17 protein-coding genes are annotated in these 18,513 nt (G+C 36.5%); 14 read left to right on the top strand and 3 right to left on the bottom strand.

Annotated features, from left to right (window positions below):
* The first annotated feature begins 39 nt into the window (after nucleotides 1-39).
* Nucleotides 40-1,053: a WD40/YVTN/BNR-like repeat-containing protein gene (locus DRF57_RS04450; protein WP_115917107.1), complete on the top strand. Its 1,014-nt coding sequence runs from the start codon at nucleotides 40-42 to the stop codon at nucleotides 1,051-1,053.
* A gap of 264 nt (nucleotides 1,054-1,317) precedes the next feature.
* Nucleotides 1,318-2,676 carry an oxygen-independent coproporphyrinogen III oxidase gene (gene hemN, locus DRF57_RS04445; RefSeq protein ID WP_047485257.1) on the top strand — a complete coding sequence of 453 codons (1,359 nt, stop codon included), beginning with the start codon at nucleotides 1,318-1,320 and terminating at the stop codon, nucleotides 2,674-2,676.
* Between the two features lie 157 nt (nucleotides 2,677-2,833).
* On the opposite strand, the gene DRF57_RS04440 is transcribed toward hemN, so the two are convergent.
* Nucleotides 2,834-4,198: a PQQ-dependent sugar dehydrogenase gene (locus tag DRF57_RS04440; protein WP_115917105.1), complete on the bottom strand. Its 1,365-nt coding sequence runs from the start codon at nucleotides 4,196-4,198 to the stop codon at nucleotides 2,834-2,836.
* A gap of 216 nt (nucleotides 4,199-4,414) precedes the next feature.
* Here DRF57_RS04440 and secD point away from each other — a divergent pair, with 216 nt between their 5' ends.
* From secD to DRF57_RS04400, 8 genes are all read left to right on the top strand, one after another.
* Entirely contained in the window at nucleotides 4,415-7,309 is a 2,895-nt protein-coding gene (gene secD, locus DRF57_RS04435; RefSeq protein WP_115917103.1) for a protein translocase subunit SecD, read from the top strand.
* A gap of 367 nt (nucleotides 7,310-7,676) precedes the next feature.
* The gene (locus DRF57_RS04430; protein WP_047485251.1) at nucleotides 7,677-8,249 is read left to right on the top strand and encodes a hypothetical protein; all 573 of its coding nucleotides are present in this window, start codon (nucleotides 7,677-7,679) and stop codon (nucleotides 8,247-8,249) included.
* An 86-nt stretch (nucleotides 8,250-8,335) separates the two neighbouring features.
* Nucleotides 8,336-9,601, top strand: coding sequence for a hypothetical protein (locus tag DRF57_RS04425; RefSeq protein ID WP_123863280.1), 1,266 nt, complete (start codon nucleotides 8,336-8,338; stop codon nucleotides 9,599-9,601).
* A gap of 224 nt (nucleotides 9,602-9,825) precedes the next feature.
* Nucleotides 9,826-11,046 carry a TCR/Tet family MFS transporter gene (locus DRF57_RS04420; protein WP_047485247.1) on the top strand — a complete coding sequence of 407 codons (1,221 nt, stop codon included), beginning with the start codon at nucleotides 9,826-9,828 and terminating at the stop codon, nucleotides 11,044-11,046.
* 53 nt (nucleotides 11,047-11,099) lie between these two features.
* Nucleotides 11,100-12,002: a helix-turn-helix domain-containing protein gene (locus tag DRF57_RS04415; RefSeq protein WP_115917099.1), complete on the top strand. Its 903-nt coding sequence runs from the start codon at nucleotides 11,100-11,102 to the stop codon at nucleotides 12,000-12,002.
* A gap of 72 nt (nucleotides 12,003-12,074) precedes the next feature.
* Nucleotides 12,075-12,731, top strand: a complete 657-nt coding sequence (locus DRF57_RS04410; RefSeq protein ID WP_228450214.1) for a hypothetical protein — start codon at nucleotides 12,075-12,077, stop codon at nucleotides 12,729-12,731.
* 43 nt (nucleotides 12,732-12,774) lie between these two features.
* Complete coding sequence (locus DRF57_RS04405; RefSeq protein ID WP_115917097.1) at nucleotides 12,775-13,233, top strand: DoxX family protein; 459 nt, start codon at nucleotides 12,775-12,777, stop codon at nucleotides 13,231-13,233.
* Between the two features lie 15 nt (nucleotides 13,234-13,248).
* Entirely contained in the window at nucleotides 13,249-14,052 is an 804-nt protein-coding gene (locus DRF57_RS04400) for an arylamine N-acetyltransferase family protein (protein ID WP_157969876.1), read from the top strand.
* A 98-nt stretch (nucleotides 14,053-14,150) separates the two neighbouring features.
* Here DRF57_RS04400 and DRF57_RS04395 read toward each other — a convergent pair whose 3' ends face one another.
* Complete coding sequence (locus DRF57_RS04395) at nucleotides 14,151-15,095, bottom strand: hypothetical protein (RefSeq protein ID WP_115917093.1); 945 nt, start codon at nucleotides 15,093-15,095, stop codon at nucleotides 14,151-14,153.
* A gap of 324 nt (nucleotides 15,096-15,419) precedes the next feature.
* Here DRF57_RS04395 and DRF57_RS04390 point away from each other — a divergent pair, with 324 nt between their 5' ends.
* From DRF57_RS04390 to DRF57_RS04375, 4 genes are all read left to right on the top strand, one after another.
* Complete coding sequence (locus DRF57_RS04390) at nucleotides 15,420-15,755, top strand: Sec-independent protein translocase subunit TatA/TatB (protein WP_047485241.1); 336 nt, start codon at nucleotides 15,420-15,422, stop codon at nucleotides 15,753-15,755.
* 3 nt (nucleotides 15,756-15,758) lie between these two features.
* On the top strand, nucleotides 15,759-16,325 hold the full coding sequence (locus tag DRF57_RS04385; RefSeq protein ID WP_047485239.1) for a phosphatase PAP2 family protein: 567 nt from the start codon (nucleotides 15,759-15,761) through the stop codon (nucleotides 16,323-16,325).
* Complete coding sequence (locus tag DRF57_RS04380; protein WP_115917091.1) at nucleotides 16,322-17,137, top strand: tetratricopeptide repeat protein; 816 nt, start codon at nucleotides 16,322-16,324, stop codon at nucleotides 17,135-17,137. The genes DRF57_RS04385 and DRF57_RS04380 overlap by 4 nt, the downstream gene beginning before the upstream one ends.
* A 116-nt stretch (nucleotides 17,138-17,253) precedes the next feature.
* Nucleotides 17,254-17,709, top strand: a complete 456-nt coding sequence (locus DRF57_RS04375; RefSeq protein ID WP_115917089.1) for a tRNA (cytidine(34)-2'-O)-methyltransferase — start codon at nucleotides 17,254-17,256, stop codon at nucleotides 17,707-17,709.
* Nucleotides 17,710-17,813: 104 nt separating this feature from the next.
* Here DRF57_RS04375 and DRF57_RS04370 read toward each other — a convergent pair whose 3' ends face one another.
* Nucleotides 17,814-18,191: a helix-turn-helix transcriptional regulator gene (locus tag DRF57_RS04370; protein ID WP_115917087.1), complete on the bottom strand. Its 378-nt coding sequence runs from the start codon at nucleotides 18,189-18,191 to the stop codon at nucleotides 17,814-17,816.
* Nucleotides 18,192-18,513: the final 322 nt, after the last annotated feature.

The raw sequence follows: 18,513 nt of genomic DNA, 5'->3' as shown, positions 1-18,513 counted from the left end.
TTTAATATAGAACCGCTTCGGCGGTTTTTTTTATAGCATATGAAAAAGATCTTCTCTATTCTATTTCTTTCCGTAGGAATTTGTGCATTTTCTCAGCAGGTGGAAAGCATGGAAACTATTTTTAATGACAAAATAAGCATCAGAGCTCTTGAGCTGTATGATCATAAGATTTGGTACAGTGGTACAGATTCTAAGTTTGGGTTTGTAGACATACAAGATCCAAAGAACCCAAAACAGATTATATTATCAGAAGATAAACTTGAGTTCAGAACTCTGGCACAGGATAAAGCCGCTTTTTATGCCATTAATATTGGAAGTCCTGCTCATTTCTTTACCATTGATAAAAAAGATTTAAAATCACAGGTTGTTTTTACTGATACTACAAAAACGGCATTCTACGATGCACTGCACTTTGTAAATGAAAAACTGGCATACACATTTAGTGATGCCGATAAAGATCATGGATTAAAATTGGCAATATACAGGGATGGAAAATGGGGTATGCTTAAAAATGCAGTCACACTGCATGAAGGAGAAGCAGCTTTTGCAGCCAGTAATACCAATATTTCTTCTACTAAAAACTTTGTATGGATTGCAACAGGAGGTAAGGCCTCACGAATTTTAAGACTGAACCTGAAAAATGAAAAGTTTGAAGTCTTCAATACTCCATTTATCCAGGGAGAATCTTCGAATGGAATATACTCCATAGATTTCAGTGATGATCATTTCGGAATTGCAGTAGGAGGGGATTATACAAAGCAGGAGGCGAATGTCAATAATATTGCTACCACGAATAATGGCGGTAAAACCTGGCAGATTCAGGCATCCGGGCAGAATGCAGGATATACTACCTGCGTGAAAATTAAGCCGGGTTCAAAAGGAAAAGAAATCATCACAGTAGGAGATCAGCATATCAGTTATTCCTCAGATTTTGGAAAAACATGGAAAAAGATCTCTGATGAAAAAGGTTTTTTTGTCTGTCAATGGATCGATAAAAATCATATTGTTTTTGCTGGAAAAAACAGAATTGCAGTGATGACATTGAAGGGGTAAAAGATGTAAGATCAACGGTAATAAAATGTTGAAGATATAAAACAGGAGATACATCCTGTTGGGAAATGGATATATCTAAAAAACAAATAGTATATATAGAATTTATCATTAGTAAGGAAAGGCCTTACAGACAGTATTTAGACTCATTATAAAATAGAACCTAATATATTTCATAGGTCAAAATTCATAACTAATGGTTAATTTTGTAGAATGAAGTTTTAAGACCATTAAATTTCATGACCTTATAAAATTTTAATTTTCGAAATGAACTCTTTAATAGATAAGTATAATATTCCCGGACCACGTTACACCTCTTATCCTACAGTTCCATATTGGGATGAAACTACATTCTCACCGGAAAAATGGAAAGAAAGCGTAATCAGGTCCTTTCATGAAAGTAATGCAGAGGAGGGGATTTCTATTTATATCCATTTGCCTTTCTGCGAGGCATTGTGTACCTTTTGTGCATGCCATAAACGTATTACAAAACAACATAGTGTTGAAATTCCTTACCTGGAAAGTGTATTAAAAGAATGGAATCTTTACCTTGCTCTTTTCAATGAAAGACCTAAGCTGAAAGAATTACACCTGGGAGGAGGTACACCTACGTTTTTCTCGCCTGAAAATTTGAAAACCCTTCTGGAAGGGATTTTTGAAACAGTAGATATTGCTGAACATCCTGAATTTTCTTTTGAAGGACACCCGAATAATACCACGAAGGAACACCTTCAGACGTTGTATAATCTAGGCTTTAGAAGAGTAAGTTTCGGAGTTCAGGATTACGATCCTAAAGTGCAGAAAGCGATCAATAGAATTCAGCCTTTTGAAAATGTAAAAAATGTTACAGAATGGGCTAAAGAAATTGGTTACAGAGGAATCAGCCATGATTTGGTTTTTGGGCTTCCGCATCAAAATTGGGAAGCCATGGAGCATACTATCAGAAAAACGATGGAGCTGAAACCGGATAGGCTTGCATTTTACTCATATGCACACGTTCCATGGGTAAAAGGAGTGGGTCAGAGAGGGTTCGATGAAAATGACTTGCCTAGTGGAGAAGAAAAGCGAAGATTATATGAAGACGGTAAAAAGCTGCTTCAGGACTTAGGCTATATTGAAGTGGGAATGGATCATTTTTCTCTTGAACATGATGATCTCTACCAGTCTTTAATTCATAAAAAACTCCACAGAAATTTCATGGGTTACACTTCAAGCAATACACAGCTGATGGTAGGACTTGGAATGTCTGCAATTTCAGATTCATGGTATGCTTTCGGGCAGAATGTGAAAACGGTGGAAGATTATCAGAAATCTGTAGAAGAAGGAGAGATTCCTGTGGTGAAAGGCCATGTTCTGGATGAGGAAGATCTGAAGGTAAGAAGACATATCCTCAACCTGATGTGTCAGCTTGAAACCACTTTCCATACTCATAACTCTTTCCCGGAACTTGAAAATGCATTGGAAATGCTGAAGGAAATGGAAAAAGACGGATTGGTTGAAATCAATGGTCATGAAGTTAAAATTACGGAGGCCGGAAGAGCATTCACAAGAAATGTTGCAATGGTTTTTGACCTTAGGATGATGAGAAATAAACCTGAAACGAGAATTTTCTCGATGACGATATAAAATAAAAAGCGGTTCAGTTTTGAGCCGCTTTTTTTATGTATTTAAAATTTTAGTTGACATACTTTTTCATGAATTTTTTATTCAGTTGATATGAATATTTTGCGGCATATTGCGTTAAAAAGTAATAGCTGGTAGCGTGTGTTAAAATACTATTCCATTATTTAATAATTAATTTCTGACTATAGGAATTCAGGTTTCCTGATTTTAGATTGATGAAATAAACTCCGGCAGGTAGGGCGGAAATATCCATACTTTTGCCATTGATAACTTCATCAGTTTCCCAAATTTTCCGACCCTCTGTACTCATGATTTCTGCGCTTACTTTTTTGCCTCCAATGCCATTGATGAAGATTTCTTTGGATGCAGGATTAGGATAGATACTTATTTTGCCTAAAGCAGTGCTTTCCTGTACACCTAAAGTTCCCGTTGAAATTTTAAAAATTTTGCCAGTGGTGACGGCTGCTACATAGAGCTCTTTTTGAGAATCCTGCCCGAAAGTGGAAAAATTATTCCCACTGTAAGCAGAAGACCATGTGATAGCATTATTGGTATCCCGGATACCGATTTGTGTAGAGCAGTAATCAGCGAAGAAATATTTGCCCTGAAGAGAGGGGTATTGGGATCCCCTGTAAATATACCCTCCGGTAATGGAGCATTTCCCCCCGGAATGATCATAAACCGCAACAGGGAATGTCATGGTGCCAATACCTGGACATCCTGCGGTATTATAAGCTGTATTTCCTTCGTAGCAACGCCATCCGTAATTAAGTCCGGCCTGAGTGATGGTAGTTCTGTTGATTTCCTCAAAAGCTCCCTGGCCCACATCAGCAATGAGTACATTTCCACTGGTGAGGTCAAAAGAAAATTTCCAGGCATTTCGGAGCCCATACGCCCATATCTCATCGGCTCCGTCGCTACCCACAAACGGATTGTCAGAAGGAATATTATAAGGCCCTGTAGCGTCTACATCAATTCTCAGCATTTTTCCCAACAGTGAATTTTTATTTTGGGCATTATTCTGCGGATCTCCGCCACTTCCTCCATCTCCGGTGATGATCCAGAGTTTTCCGTCCGGAGCAAAATGTATGCTTCCTCCGTTATGGTTTTCGAAAGGTTTGGGAATATTCAGTAAGATTTTTTCAGAGTTGGGATCGGCAATGTTAGGATCTGTTGAACTTACCTTGTACCTTGCTACAATAATATTTCCGGCAGGATTATTATAATAAACAAAAAAATAGCCATTGCTGGAATATTGGGGATGGAATGCAAGTCCTAAAAGACCTCTTTCTCCGCCGAAAACAATCTTTGAAGCGATATTAAGAAAAGGGGTAGCATTAATAACTCCCGTAGGCTGGATAATTTTAATAATACCATTCTGCTGTACCACGAAAAGACGGCTGTCATTAGCGTTTGTAATCTCTACCAGGCTGGTAAGTCCGGTAGCAAATTCTTCCAAATTAATACTTTGAGAATTAACGAATAAGGAAGAAAACATACTGATCATAAATAGTAACTTTTTCATAATATTTTGATAGTTAGTGTGTTGATAAATGAATGAAAATTTTATACCATTCAAAATTTGAAAACTTCATTAAGATACCATGAAAAAATTGTTAAATCTTAAATAGAAGTCGAAATACCAATATATCTGAAAATAAACCATTTCTGTTGTTAAAAATTCATAAAATACAAGAAAATCATTATATTTGCCGACTTAATTTAACGTAGTTATAACAAAATGCAAGGAAAAGGACTTATTACAATTGTTGCTATTGTCCTGGGGTTGATTTGCTTAAACGAGCTATTACCAACCTGGTACGCCAGCAAAATTGAATCGCAGATCGAAGCTGCGAAAGGAAACGAGAAAGAGATCAAACGAATCAAGGAAGATACTCTTAATCTTGGGTATACAAAGCTTTATTATTCAAAAGCTAAAGACAAGGAGATGAAGCTTGGTCTTGACTTAAAAGGAGGGATCAACGTTCTTTTGGAAATTAACCAAAGAGATCTGGTAAATGATTTAACTAATTATTCTACCAATCCTATTCTTATTGAAGCTTTAAACAAGACTGATGAAGTTCAGAAAAGCTCTACAAAATCTTACATCGACAACTTTTTTGAGCAGTTCGATGCAATCAACAAAGCGAAGGGGTCAAACCTGAAGCTTGCAGATCCGGATCTTTTCGGAAATACAAACTTATCTGAAATCAAGTATAACACTACTGATGAGCAGGTAAGAAGTATTGTAAAGAGAAGAGTTGATCTTTCTGTAGGTACAGCTTTCGAAGTAATCAGAACGAGAATAGATAAGCTTGGAGCTATCCAGCCAAATGTTCAGAGAGTACCTGGTACTGCTAGAATTTCTGTAGAAATGCCTGGTATGAAGGATATTGACAAGGTGAAGAAAATGCTTCAGACTTCTGCAAAACTTCAGTTCTGGGAAGTACAGCAGGTTCCTGAAATTGCGCCTTATTTCCAGACTTTGACAACTATGATTGCTGCAAAAGGAGATTCTATGGGAGTTGCAAAGAATGTAAACTTCATGAAACTTATACAGCTTGACAAATTAAGAAGTAATGGTGTTGCTAATGTGAAGTTATCTGATACTGCAGTTGTTAATAAAATTTTAAACAGCAAAGTAGGACAGGCTTTACGCCCTGCAAACATTAAATATACACAGTTCATGTGGGGTTACAAACCTGAAGCTACAAGTCCGGACGATTTGGTGTTGTATGCAATCAGAAGTAACATCAATCAAAAAGCTCCGGTAGACGGTGCTGTAGAAACTGCAAGCATTAGCTATGACGAACTTGGAAGAGTAGTGGTAGATATGCAGATGGATTCTAAAGGAGCTAAAGAATGGAAAACTTTAACAGAGAAAAACGTAGGGAAGCCGGTTGCGGTAACTCTTGACGGTAGAGTATATACTGCCCCTAATGTGGTAAATGCTATTCCTAACGGTAGAACTCAAATCTCCGGTAACTTCTCTCAGGAAGAAGCTAAAGAATTAGTTGACGTTTTAGGAGCAGGTAAATTGCCAGCTGGTGCTAAAGTAGTTCAGGCTACTCAGGTAGGTCCATCTCTTGGACAGGAATCTATCAACGCCGGTATGATTTCATTTGCTATTGCATTTTTAATTATCATTGTTTATATCATTTTCTATTACGGTGGTGCGGGAGTATATGCTGTAATTGCAATGGTTATTAACCTTTTCTATATTTTCGGAATTATGGATTCCGGAGACTTTACGCTTACCCTTCCTGGTATCGCAGGTATCGTATTGACGATGGCCATGGCAGTGGATACGAACGTAATTATTTACGAAAGAACGAAAGAAGAATTATTTGCCGGTAAGAATATCTTAGAAGCTTATAAAGACGGTTTCAAACACGCATTAAGTGCGATTATTGATGGTCACTCAACTACGTTACTGACCGCTGTTGTGTTATTCTTCTTCGGTACAGGGCCTATCAAAGGATTTGCTTTGACCTTGATGATCGGTATTATTATGACATTGTTTACTTCGGTATTACTTTCAAGAGTAATGATCTTCAGTAGACTAAATAAAGGAAAACACCTTTCTGTATGGACTCCTCCTACGAAAAACTTATTCAGAAATACGTGGATTGATTTCATCGGAAAAAGAAAATACGCATACATTATCTCTGCTGTTTTAACAGTGATCTGTATTGGTTCTATGGTTACCCACGGATTCAAATATGGTATCGACTTTACGGGAGGTAGAAACTATATCGTAAGATTCGATAAAGAGGTTAATGCTAATGATGTTGAAGAAAAATTGGTAAAGATTTTCAAAACTGAAGATGGTAAAAACTCTTCTGTGGAAGCTAAAACTTTCGGAAATGGAAACCAGTTGAAAATTTCTACAGATTACCTTATCGAAGATGAGTCTTTAAAAGCTGACCAGACTATTGAGCAGAAATTATTTGAAGGATTAAAAGGAGATCTTCCTGTTACCCTTACTCTGCAGGATTTTAAATCCGCGGATAAAGACCATGCTGGGATTATTTCATCTGAAAAAGTAGGTCCTACAGTTGCTGACGATATTCAGACACATGGTATTCTTGCCGTTGTTGCTGCTCTTGCAGGTATCTTTATCTATATCTTATTCAGATTTAGAAAATGGCAATTCTCTTTAGGTGCTGTAGCAGCTCTATTCCACGATGCGGTTATTATTTTAGGAACGTATTCACTACTTCACAAATACATGCCGTTCAATATGGAGATTAACCAGGATTTCATTGCTGCAATCCTTACGGTACTTGGATACTCTATTAATGACACGGTAATTATCTTCGACAGAATTAGAGAATATCTGAGAGAGAAGAAAGCCTTAACATTAGCTGGATTATTTGATGACTCTATTTCAAGTACTTTAGGTAGAACATTCAACACTTCATTTACTACGATTTTGGTAATCTTAGCGATTTTCATTTTCGGTGGTGATAACTTGAGAGGGTTTATGTTTGCGATGTTAATCGGTATTGGATTCGGTACGTATTCATCCATCTTTATTGCATCTGCAATTGCTTATGACTTCCTGAAAAAAGGAAAAGAAGAAGATGTACATGGAAAAAGTACTTCTGAAAAAGAAGTGCTTGCTTCAAAGTAATATAAACTACAATAAATAAGTAAAAGCCTTTCGAAAGAAAGGCTTTTTTGTTTTCTGTCATTACCTGATGACTGTACTTAAGACTGCATAACTCAAAATGTCTTTTGTAAGATGCGCATCACTTTTTTGGGAAGATAGAAATGTGTTTTTTACCATTATTAAATTTTTTTTGTAGGAGTCGATTGAAGGTTTGAGTTAATTTTTTAAATGAATAATAGTTAATTTGTTAAAAATATTACTTTATTATTGATGAACATATGTGTGAATTATAAGTTTTTCATGAATTATCGTATTTTGATGAAAATAAATCAAAGTAATAGGTTAATGTGTGTTAATTTATTATATATTTGTAAAAAACAGAGCAAATATGAAATTCAAAGAATTATTCGTTGCTGCGGCATTAATTGCCAGCAGCACTGCCTTTGCGCAGGTAGGTATTGGGAATGCTAGTCCCGATAAAAGCGCAATGTTAGATGTGACCGGTTCTAATAAAGGAGTATTAATCCCCCGAATTTCTGATCTTACCACAATACCCACTCCCGCGAATGGTTTATTGGTCTATGATCTTAAAAGACAGGCATTAGCTCAGAATATTGGAACACCAGCCAGCCCAAACTGGGTACCGATCAGTGGAAATATAGTGAAGTTCTTCTATATGCCATCCATCAGTATTGATACCTCTACTATAGGGACAGGAAGAACACTGGATTTGTATCAATTGTATAAAACACAGTTTTCCACTCCAAAAGTTGTAAGCGTGGGAGCTCCCACTGCTATTCCTTTTTTCTTGAATGCTTCGGATCTGTATTATTATGTGACAGATTTTGATGGCAATGTTTTACGGAATGTAAGTATTGATGCTAATGGAATATTGCGCTATGATGTAATTGGAACTGCTACCGCATGTTCTTTTGTTAATATTGTATTTGTAATCAAATAATTTTAAGTGACATAACGTCATATGAGCATCCTTACCCAAGGATGAGTATTCTTCCGCGTATAATTAATTGCTTAAAATTATTAATGATGAAAACAAATTCGATATTAGGCTATATTTTTATAGCAATATGCTTTTTTGTGTCTGGCAAAATGGCATCCCAGGAGATGGTTTCCCTTCCGAATGGTGGTTGTGGTAGGCTACTGGATACTAATACTTCCAGTGCAAATAATGGTGGACTTCTATGTTTCAGGTTGGGGAAAGAAGCAGCTAATCCTGCTAATATGACAGATATTGATGTGAACTCTTTTGCTTCTTTAAAGCCGGGTACAGGTGCAGGTCTTTTTTGTAGTATGCATGTAGGCGTAGGAACAACAGGAGCTGATTTTCCTGCTAATAAACCTGTTTATATAGACTTTGCCTCTGATGGATTCAATTTTAATCCCAGTTTTAATGGGGGAAATTTTGTCTTTTATAATAATGGACAGGAAATTTATCGTACAGGAGTTAACGGACATATTTTCTTTGATTTTGGAGATAATCAGGAACGTCGGATTATTAAAGTAATTCCTACGGCAGCGTGGGATGAAGTACGGTTAACATTTGCAGAGGTTATCGGTGTCGGATTTTCATTTAGCCAGATGAGAGTTTATAATATACTGTCTGAGTATTATATAGACCCTATGACCTATTTATCTCAGCCTTCTGATAAAACTGTGGCAGTGGGTGGATCTACCACTATGACTGCGGTTATCAACAACACCCCTACAGATGAAACACCTGAAAATATTACCTATCAATGGCAGGTTCTTAACGGAAGTACATGGACAGACCTGGCGAATGGTACCAATTACAATAATGTGACTTCGTCAACGCTTGCTATCAATAATGTTCCGTTAGGTTTTAACAATAATCAGTACAGGGTGGTTGCAAAATCAAGTTTTTATACCTGCTCATTCCAGGCTATTTCTACTATAGGAAGGCTTTTTGTTAATTCTGTAAATAATCCGGGAACGATTGCTGCAGATCAGACACTATGTATGGATATCAACAATGATCCTGCGGCATTTACACAGGTTACAGCTGCTCAGGTAACAGGAACTGCCGAATATCAGTGGCAGAGCTCTACAGATAATATAACATTTGTAAATATTACCAATGCAACTTCTGCAACTTATGATGCGCCACCGGTTACACAGACTACCTATTACCGTCGGGGCGTAAGGTCTGTCCTTAATGGAAATGTTACTGCTTATCAGTACACTAATGCAGTTAAGATTACAGTGAAACAGAGCTGCCTGATTAAATGCATTATAACCAACAGAATGACTTATACAAAGCTTAACAGCAATTAATACAATATTCACAACTTTAGAAAAACCTATTTCATACTGATATTGAAATAGGTTTTTTATTACCTATTTTCTAAAAAATCTTTAATTTTTTTTCTGCTGATCATTAAGATTTATATTAAAAATAAAAGCTTTTTTGGGTACTGATCTATTATTCAGGAGGATATTCTTTAATATAATGAAATTTAGAATCATTATTTTTAAGATTTGATTAATTTTGCAGCATCATGGAAAAATCAAAAAAAAATACAGCGATAAGCTTTATATTTATTACACTACTTATTGATATTACCGGCTGGGGAATCATTATTCCCGTAGTTCCAAAGTTAATTGAGGAGCTTATTCATGCCGATATCAGTGAAGCTGCAAAATATGGAGGCTGGCTGGGATTTGCCTATGCGTTTACACAGTTTATATTTTCTCCGATTGTAGGAAATCTGAGTGATAAATATGGACGTAGACCCATTATTTTGATTTCTCTTTTTGGGTTTGCAGTGGATTATATCTTTCTGGCATTAGCCCCAAGTATCTGGTGGCTGTTTTTAGGGAGGATTATTGCAGGGGTTACAGGAGCTAGTATCACCACTGCCAGTGCCTATATTGCAGATATTTCAACAGATGAAAACAGAGCCAAAAACTTTGGGATGATAGGAGCTGCATTCGGTCTCGGATTTATTATTGGTCCGGTTCTGGGAGGTGTATTAGGGCACTACGGAGCCAGGGTTCCTTTTTATGCGGCGGCAGGTCTATGTCTGCTTAATTTCCTCTACGGCTATTTTATTCTTCCCGAAAGTTTAAGTAAAGATAAAAGAAGAGAATTTGACTGGAAGCGCGCAAATCCTGTGGGTTCATTTAAATTCTTGGGAAAGCATGCTGAAATTTCAGGATTGGTATTTGCACTGATTTTAATTTATATAGCAGGTCATGCTGTACAGAGTAACTGGAGCTTTTTCACCATGTATAAGTTTGACTGGACAGAAAGAATGGTAGGGATTTCCCTGGGGGTAGTAGGATTGTTAGTAGGATTGGTACAGGGAGGTTTAATCAGGTGGACAACCCCAAGGCTGGGAGAAGAGAAAAGTATTTACTATGGATTAGCTTTTTATGCTGTGGGAATGCTTTTATTTGCTTTCGCATCCGAGGGTTGGATGATGTTTGTATTTCTGATTCCATATTGTCTGGGAGGGATCTGCGGTCCCGCTCTGCAATCAGTTATTACAAAGAGTGTTCCGGCTAACGAACAGGGAGAGCTTCAGGGGGCATTGACGAGTCTGATGAGTGCCACTTCAATTATAGGACCTCCGATGATGACCAATCTGTTCTACTTTTTTACTCACGATGAAGCTCCGTTTAAATTTTCCGGAGCGCCATTTTTCTTAGCATTTATTTTAATGGCCATCAGTGTAATCGTTACTTATTCTGTTTTTAAGAAAAAAAAGAAAATCTAAAATTTTATATTTTTAAGAGAAGGCCTGAAGGAATAAATCATTACTTTTAAGATATGAAGCGTATTCCCCAATACAAGCCGGATGAATTTAAACCGATCCTTAATCTGGATTGGGCAGGGAAGACTATGCTGAAAAAAGGGCTGAATGAATTCTTTATAGAGCCCCTTGAGGTTCTTAGTGAAGCAAAGACTCCTTCCCAGCCCCATCGTAAAACAGTAAACGATTTTGTGTTTATTAAAAAAGGATTTCTTGAAAAAATGGTTTGTTCAGATACGTTTGCCGTACAGGAAAATATGATCATCCTTCTTCCCCCGTATAAGATCCGTACCTTTCTTAAAAACACTCCGGATGTTGAAGGTTTCTACTGCCATTTTTCTGATGATTTTATTGCAGAAGGTCCGGGCTTGAAATATCTGCAGGATATTCTGAGTTATATAGAGATTAAAAACAATCCTACCCTTTATCTGGATGAGCAGCATGAGGAAAGAATTTACCTGATCCTGCAGCAGATGGAAAGCCTTTATGCAGCCACTGATAATATGGAACTGCTGAGGCTGTATCTTTTTACCCTATTGGGAGAGATCCGGCATTTTATAGAAAAGCTTCCAAAGCAGAATCTCTCGGTTAATGAAACCATTGCGCTAAAATTTAGGAGATTGATAACCAGTCAGATTCAGAATTTACATGCTGTAAAAGAATATGCCGATCTGCTTAATGTTTCTCCTAATCATTTGAATAAAACAATAAAAAAAGCAACCGGAAAAACGGCTTCTGAGATTATCACCGAAGCTCTTCTGATGGAGGCAAAGGCTTTACTTTCCCTACCTCAATATACCGTTTCTGAGGTAGCTCTGGTCTTGGGAATAGAAGATGTTTCCTATTTTTCCCGTCTTTTTAAAAAACATACCGGTATCAGTCCGTCAGAATATAGAAAAGGGATTGATTTATCCTACTAATGGATGCATATGTTCTAACCTTATCTTGTTGTATTTAAGAATTTTGTAAGTACAATTATGATGGTTTAGAAAATGAAACAAATATTACTTTTCAGTGTTGGAATAGTACCATTATTATTTTTTTCTCAAAATAATAAACAAGCTCCCAATCCTCCTGTTGTCTTTGAAGCTTTAGCCGGCAATAAGGGAATTGCTAGCCAGATGACAATCAATAAAGGTTTTCAGGAGGTCAGAGGATTGGGGTTTTTTAGTGCTGCCAATATTTCTTCAAAATGGAATGAAGACCGTTCCAATGATGCCATGATCCAGGCGAATATAACCTTTGAGGTAATTAAAAATTTTCGGGTACTGGGTGGAATGCATTATACTCCTAATACCGGGCTTAGACCCACTGCAGGAATATTATATTCATTAAGTACTCCCGAATTTTTACTTATTGTCAATCCCAGATTTATTGGATTTTCTGAAAAAAGTATAGCAGAAGGGATGATGTTATTGGAATACAAACCTGCAATCAACGAAAACTGGAAAGGGTATTCGCGCGTCCAGGCTCTTTATTCGGAAACTATAAAAGATGGAGGGCACGCCCGAAGTTATCTGATGCTTCGGCTTGGGGTCAGTTATAAACCACTCACTTTTGGATTGGGTGCCAATTGGGATCGCTATGGACTATTGAAGGAAAGTAAACAGAATTTTGGCGTATTTGCTGCGATCAGGCTATTTCATTAACAGTATACATTTTTTACTATAACTATTTTTATTCTTTATTAACATGAAACATTTAATTTTTCAAACGAATAATACCTGGACCGGGACTTTACTAAGATGGACAATAGGTATTGTATTTATTCCTCATGGGCTTCAAAAAACGTTGGGTTTATTTGGAGGAATGGGATGGAGCAAAACAATGGAGCTTTTTACAGAAAATTTACATCTTCCATATGGTGTTGCATGTACCGTAATCTTGGTGGAATTTTTGGGCTCAATATCATTGCTATTGGGTTGGGGAACCAGATTCTGGGCTCTATCATTTATAGGATTGCTTACCGGAATTATGTTTACTTCTCATTTGGATAACGGATTTTTTATGAACTGGTTTGGTACCCAAAAAGGAGAAGGATGTCAGTTTGATATTCTTGCGATTGGAATAGTTGTAACTTTGCTTATTGAAGGAGGAGGGAAATTATCAGTAGACCGTTTGATTTCTACTAAAAATACCCTGAAAAAATAATTATAAATGAGTGTCATGGATCAATTAAAATTAGAAAAATACCTGGAAAGAATCCATTTTTCCGAAGCCCCGGAAATGAATATGGAAACACTGAAAAGAATTCATCAGCTACATCCTCAGTACATTCCTTTTGAAAATATTGATCCTTATACCGGAAATATTCCGTCTCTGAATCTGGATGATGTTTTTAGTAAATTGGTGACGGAATCAAGAGGAGGCTATTGCTTTGAGCAGAATCTGCTTTTACGTGAAGTGTTGAAATATATAGGATTTGATACCAGGTTGCAACAGGCCAGGGTCGTATGGAAGAGAGAGGAAGATGCCATTGCCGCCAAAACACATTTATTATTGATTGTGAATATGCATGGGCAGGAATATCTTGTAGATTGTGGTTTCGGGATAGTGACTCTTACAGCTCCTTTACTTTTACATAATGAAGAGCCCCAGCAAACCCCGAATGGACAGTTTAAAATCTCAAAAAAAGAAGAGCTATATATTCTTTGGTTTTGGAAAGAAAAATGGTTGCCGGTCTATCGTTTTGCACTGGAATATGTAGAACCTTTAGATTTAGACATTGCCAACTGGTACCTCTCTACCTATCCCGAATCTATGTTTAAGAAAAACCTGGTACTCTCAAAAGTGGATGAAGAGGCAAGATATACTTTTAGCGATCACACATTGAATATCCGAAAGGAAACAAACGAAAAAGAATCAGTAGCCATAGAAAGTGATAAACAGCTATTTCAGATACTGAAAGATATTTTCGGGTTAAAAGAAAATGCGGTGAAGCTTTTAAAGGAAAAAATAACAAAGGAGTAATTTTACGGGGAAAGAAAAATGATTCTTTAGAGTATAAGAATAAAAGGAAGCCTATAGACTTCCTTTTACTTTTTTAAAAATTTGAATTCTTATGAAAATTAGGGATAAAGTGATTTGGTACCATTGCTTACAATATTACTTCCCAATCCTGAAAAGGATACTGAGAAATTGCTTGCGTTAAAACTTAAAGACCCGGTAGGCGTGCAAAGGCCTAACGCATATTGACACTGTCCATATGCCCCTGTTCTTTTAATAACTTTACTCTCGCTTTTTGCTTTTCCTAAGCTGATGTTCCCCCAGTCACTTACATCAACGTTTGAAACAGTAGAACCGGTATAATAAATTGTAATCTGATATCCTACTTCTCCTCTCTTAGAACCCCAAAGCCAATTGGCAGTCCACCATTGTTTATACCATTTAGAGACAACTTTTGCCGTTGAGCTGTTGGATACCTCAGAATTTCCTCTTGTATCCATCAGTACCAATCCGCCAAAGACATTATCCCAGACAATACCTGAGTCATTATAAAAGCATAGCGTCGTAAACTTTCCATGTTTACCATCCCATGATACTTCCAGGACATTAATACCTGCTTTTATCTCATCGATAGCCATTTCTTTTAATCCTTTCTGAGCAGTGATCAGGTGGTCTCCTGAATATAGATCTCCGATTTTACCAATTTTTACAGAAGAAGGATCGGCTATATTTCCCAACCCAATAATCTGATCCTTATCAGAGATCAGGTTTTGAGAAATTTCAAGACCTTTTTGTGTCGAAATTTTTCCCAGAACATTAATTCCTGTGATCTGCAGGTCATTGTTCAGATGTTTTTCAAGATTTTTTTTGGATTCATCAAGCTGAACCTGTACGGCTTGGGGAATTGCTTGTACACCGGGAGTGATTTCCTTCTTAAGATCCGATACAGAAACTTTAGCCTGAGCTGTTTCCTGTTGTGTAATTTCATTGCTTTCATTCTGGCAACTGCCTAGAGCCAGTACTGACAGAACAGCAAGAAATTTAAAGGGAGTTAGTAATTTTTTCATATAAATAGGTATTTAGATTGTGTACAGTAAATGTACTTAAATAAAATATAATTCTCAATTTTTCGAATTAATTATTTGTTAATAGGTTGCTTTATGATGAAAAGATTTGAGAATCGGAAATGAGGTATTGCGGAGAGATAGGAGAGTAGAGACAGGAGAGGTTGAGATTAGAGACAAGAGATAGGAGATAAAGGAGTGGGGGAAACGCCGGATGCATACTAATTTCAAACTTTAAACGGTAAACTGAGGGGATGAAATCTTAAAATTTGTTTAAAATTTTAAATTACATTAAAGAGATGTTATAATCTTTCGTAATTTTACAGCATGGAATTAAGCATTGGAGAAATGGCACTCATTGCCATTGCAATCGTTGTATTATTCGGACCGGATAAACTTCCTCAGATTGCACGTGATTTAGGATCAGGTGTAAGAAAAATGCGTGGAGCAGTGGAAGATATCAAAACTGAGATTATGAAAGAAACGGATAATCCTGTTTCCGAGATCAAACGTGAAATCGAAAAGGTAAAAGATGCTGCCAAAGATTTCAACCCGGTTAATGATATCAAGAAAGATATTTTAACAGAACCTCTTGCATCTAATGAACCTCCAAAACTAAAACCTTCTGAAGATGAAACTTATGAAGGGCCTGTAAGCAGATAAGGTATGGAGGAGATTATTCAGGAAGATAAAACGGTATTTCTATACCTTAATAATTTGGGAGACCCTTCTTTCGATCAACTCTGGATGCTGATTTCCAGTACCTGGATCTGGGTGCCTCTTTATATTATATTCCTTTATTTTTTGTACAAAAACTATAAACTGAGATCTTTAGTTTTTATCCTGATTTTTTTAGCATTGGGAGCAACGGTTTCTGACCAGCTGGCTAATGTTTTCAAATTTGGGGTTGCCAGGTTGAGGCCTTGTCATGATCCTACACTGGAACATTCTATGAGGATTGTGAAATGTGGAGGGCAGTATGGATTTTATTCTGCACATGCTTCCAATACCTTCTTTTTAGCGTCTTATCTGGGAATTTTATTAAAAAAGAAAATTAAATGGTTCCCATATGCTATATTTGTATGGGCTATAGTGGTTTCCTACAGTCGAATTTATTTAGGAGTGCATTTTCCGATAGATATTTTGGTGGGGGCGTTTGCTGGTTCTTTATTGGGAGTGATATTTGGTGCACTCGCCAAAAAAGTGATCAACAAACAAAATATAACACCATGAAAAAACCTTTATTACTTTTAGCTTCTATTTGTTTCTCTCTCAATTTCTTTGCTCAGGATAAAAAAATAGCTGAGGAATGCTTTAAAAAAGCAGATTATAAATGTGCCGAGGAGCAATATTCAAGATTAGCCGAAAAGGAACAGATCCAAAAATTTCAATCCGAATATTACAATAACCTGGGAACAGCACAAAGAAGGCTGGGGAAGGCTACAATGGCTTTTAAATCCTATGAATCTGCACTGATTGCAAGCCCTATGTCTGCTCCTGTATATGCCAACCTGGCGTCACTACACAGTCAGAAAGGAAATAAAGCAAAAGCACTGGAGTATGTGGAAAAAGGTCTTCAGGTAGATCCTGAAAATACGGACCTGTATCTGACCCGTTCCAAAATCTATGACAGCCAGGGGAAAAAAGATCTGGCTATTAAAGATCTTAATCAAATTCTAACTTTTGCACCGGATAATATTTTTGCCAAAACGGGATTGGCAAATCTGAAAAAAAACAGTGGTGACCTTGATGGGGCTTTAAAAGATTATAACCAGCTTATTGCTGAAAAGCCGGAATCACTTTTGTACAATGGACGTGCAGATGTTTATCTTAAAATGAAAAAGTACAAAGAATCCCTTACAGATGCCAATAAAGCAATTTCTATTGATCCCAAATTTGCCCAGTCTTATGTCACCAAGGCATTGGTTTTATTTGATACTGCCAAACCTAAAGAAGCTTGTGAAAATCTTGATAAAGCAGTAACCTTTGGGTATGAAAAAGCTGTATTGGCAGATTATTACGCTAAATGTATCAGGAAATCATAGTCATTTCAATATAAATTTTCGTTTCCCTATCATGCACTATGATCGGGTTTGATTAATAATTCATCAATAATAAAGTGTACTTCTGAAAAGTGAATGAAGTAGATAAAGAAAAATAAATGTTAAATATTGTTTTAGTAGAACCCGAAATACCTAATAATACAGGGAATATAGGAAGATTATGTGTAGGAACAGAAAGTAAATTACATTTGGTTCATCCTTTTGGATTTGTAATTAATGATAAAAACCTGAAACGTTCAGGATTGGATTATTGGGTGCATCTTGATGTTTCAGAATATGCAGATGTGGATGAATGGGTGAAAAATATTCCGGATCTTTCAAGGGTTTTCCTGATGAGTTCGCATGCCGAAAAATCATATTTGGAAACTGATTTCCAGGATGGGGACTGGCTGGTTTTCGGAAAGGAAAGTAAAGGCCTAAGTAAAGAAGTACTGGACCGTTTTGAAAATCATTTAACGATTCCCATGTCAAAATTAATCAGGAGTTTTAATATTGCCAATTCTGTGGCATTTGTAGTAGGGGAGGCTAAAAGACAGATAGGTTTAAAAATGTAGGCTGTAATTAAATTATCATACTGTATTTTAGTTTGACAGTTTTTGTCAAATGAGGTTTCTAGATTTTAATAATGAGTTAATAAGACTATTTCTTACTTAGCAACTCATTCCTGTTTTTTTGATTGTAGAGACTTGATCTCTTCTTTCAATTTTTGGTTTTCCTCTTTTAACAAATTTATATAGTCATTTAAACTTCCTAGTAAAAATTCCGGAACATTATAATAATTGTTTGTGTTATTTCCAAAATTTCCAGAACTATTATCAAAATTATTCATCACATTGCTAGCTTCAGAATTTTCTCTGATTTCTTCTACATCTATTTCTAATAATCTGGCAATACGATCCCATTCGGTATTGGTGATGCCAACTTCCCCTTTTTCTTTTCTCTGGTATTGGGTTTGGCTGATATTAAGATGCTCTGCAATATCCTGTTGGGAAAACTTTCTTTCTTTACGGGCCTTTATCAATTTTTCTTTTACCATAGGTTTATTTTTTTACAAATATAGGATTATGCGGGTAAATCCGAATAAAATCCGAATAAAATTACCCGTAATTTCTCTAAAATTTAAGATATGTTTGTGAAATAAAAATCACATCAAAGTGATTAATAAAAATTTTATATATTTAACCACTTAAAAAACATACTTATGACGAAAAAACTAATTCTTCGGCTGGCTCTGCTGGCTGTAACGGTCTTCTCAGTACATTCCTGCCGGATTGAAGATGATGTCACTCAAAACACCAAAGAACCTCAAAACAAATTTGCGGCCTTTACCCAACAAGGAAATGAGAAAGTAAATTTCC

Origin of the sequence: Chryseobacterium rhizosphaerae, assembly GCF_003385455.1 — a bacterium.
GTDB lineage: Bacteria > Bacteroidota > Bacteroidia > Flavobacteriales > Weeksellaceae > Chryseobacterium > Chryseobacterium rhizosphaerae.
Note: the sequence above shows the minus strand (reverse complement) of the source record. Positions and strands in the feature narration are given on the sequence as shown.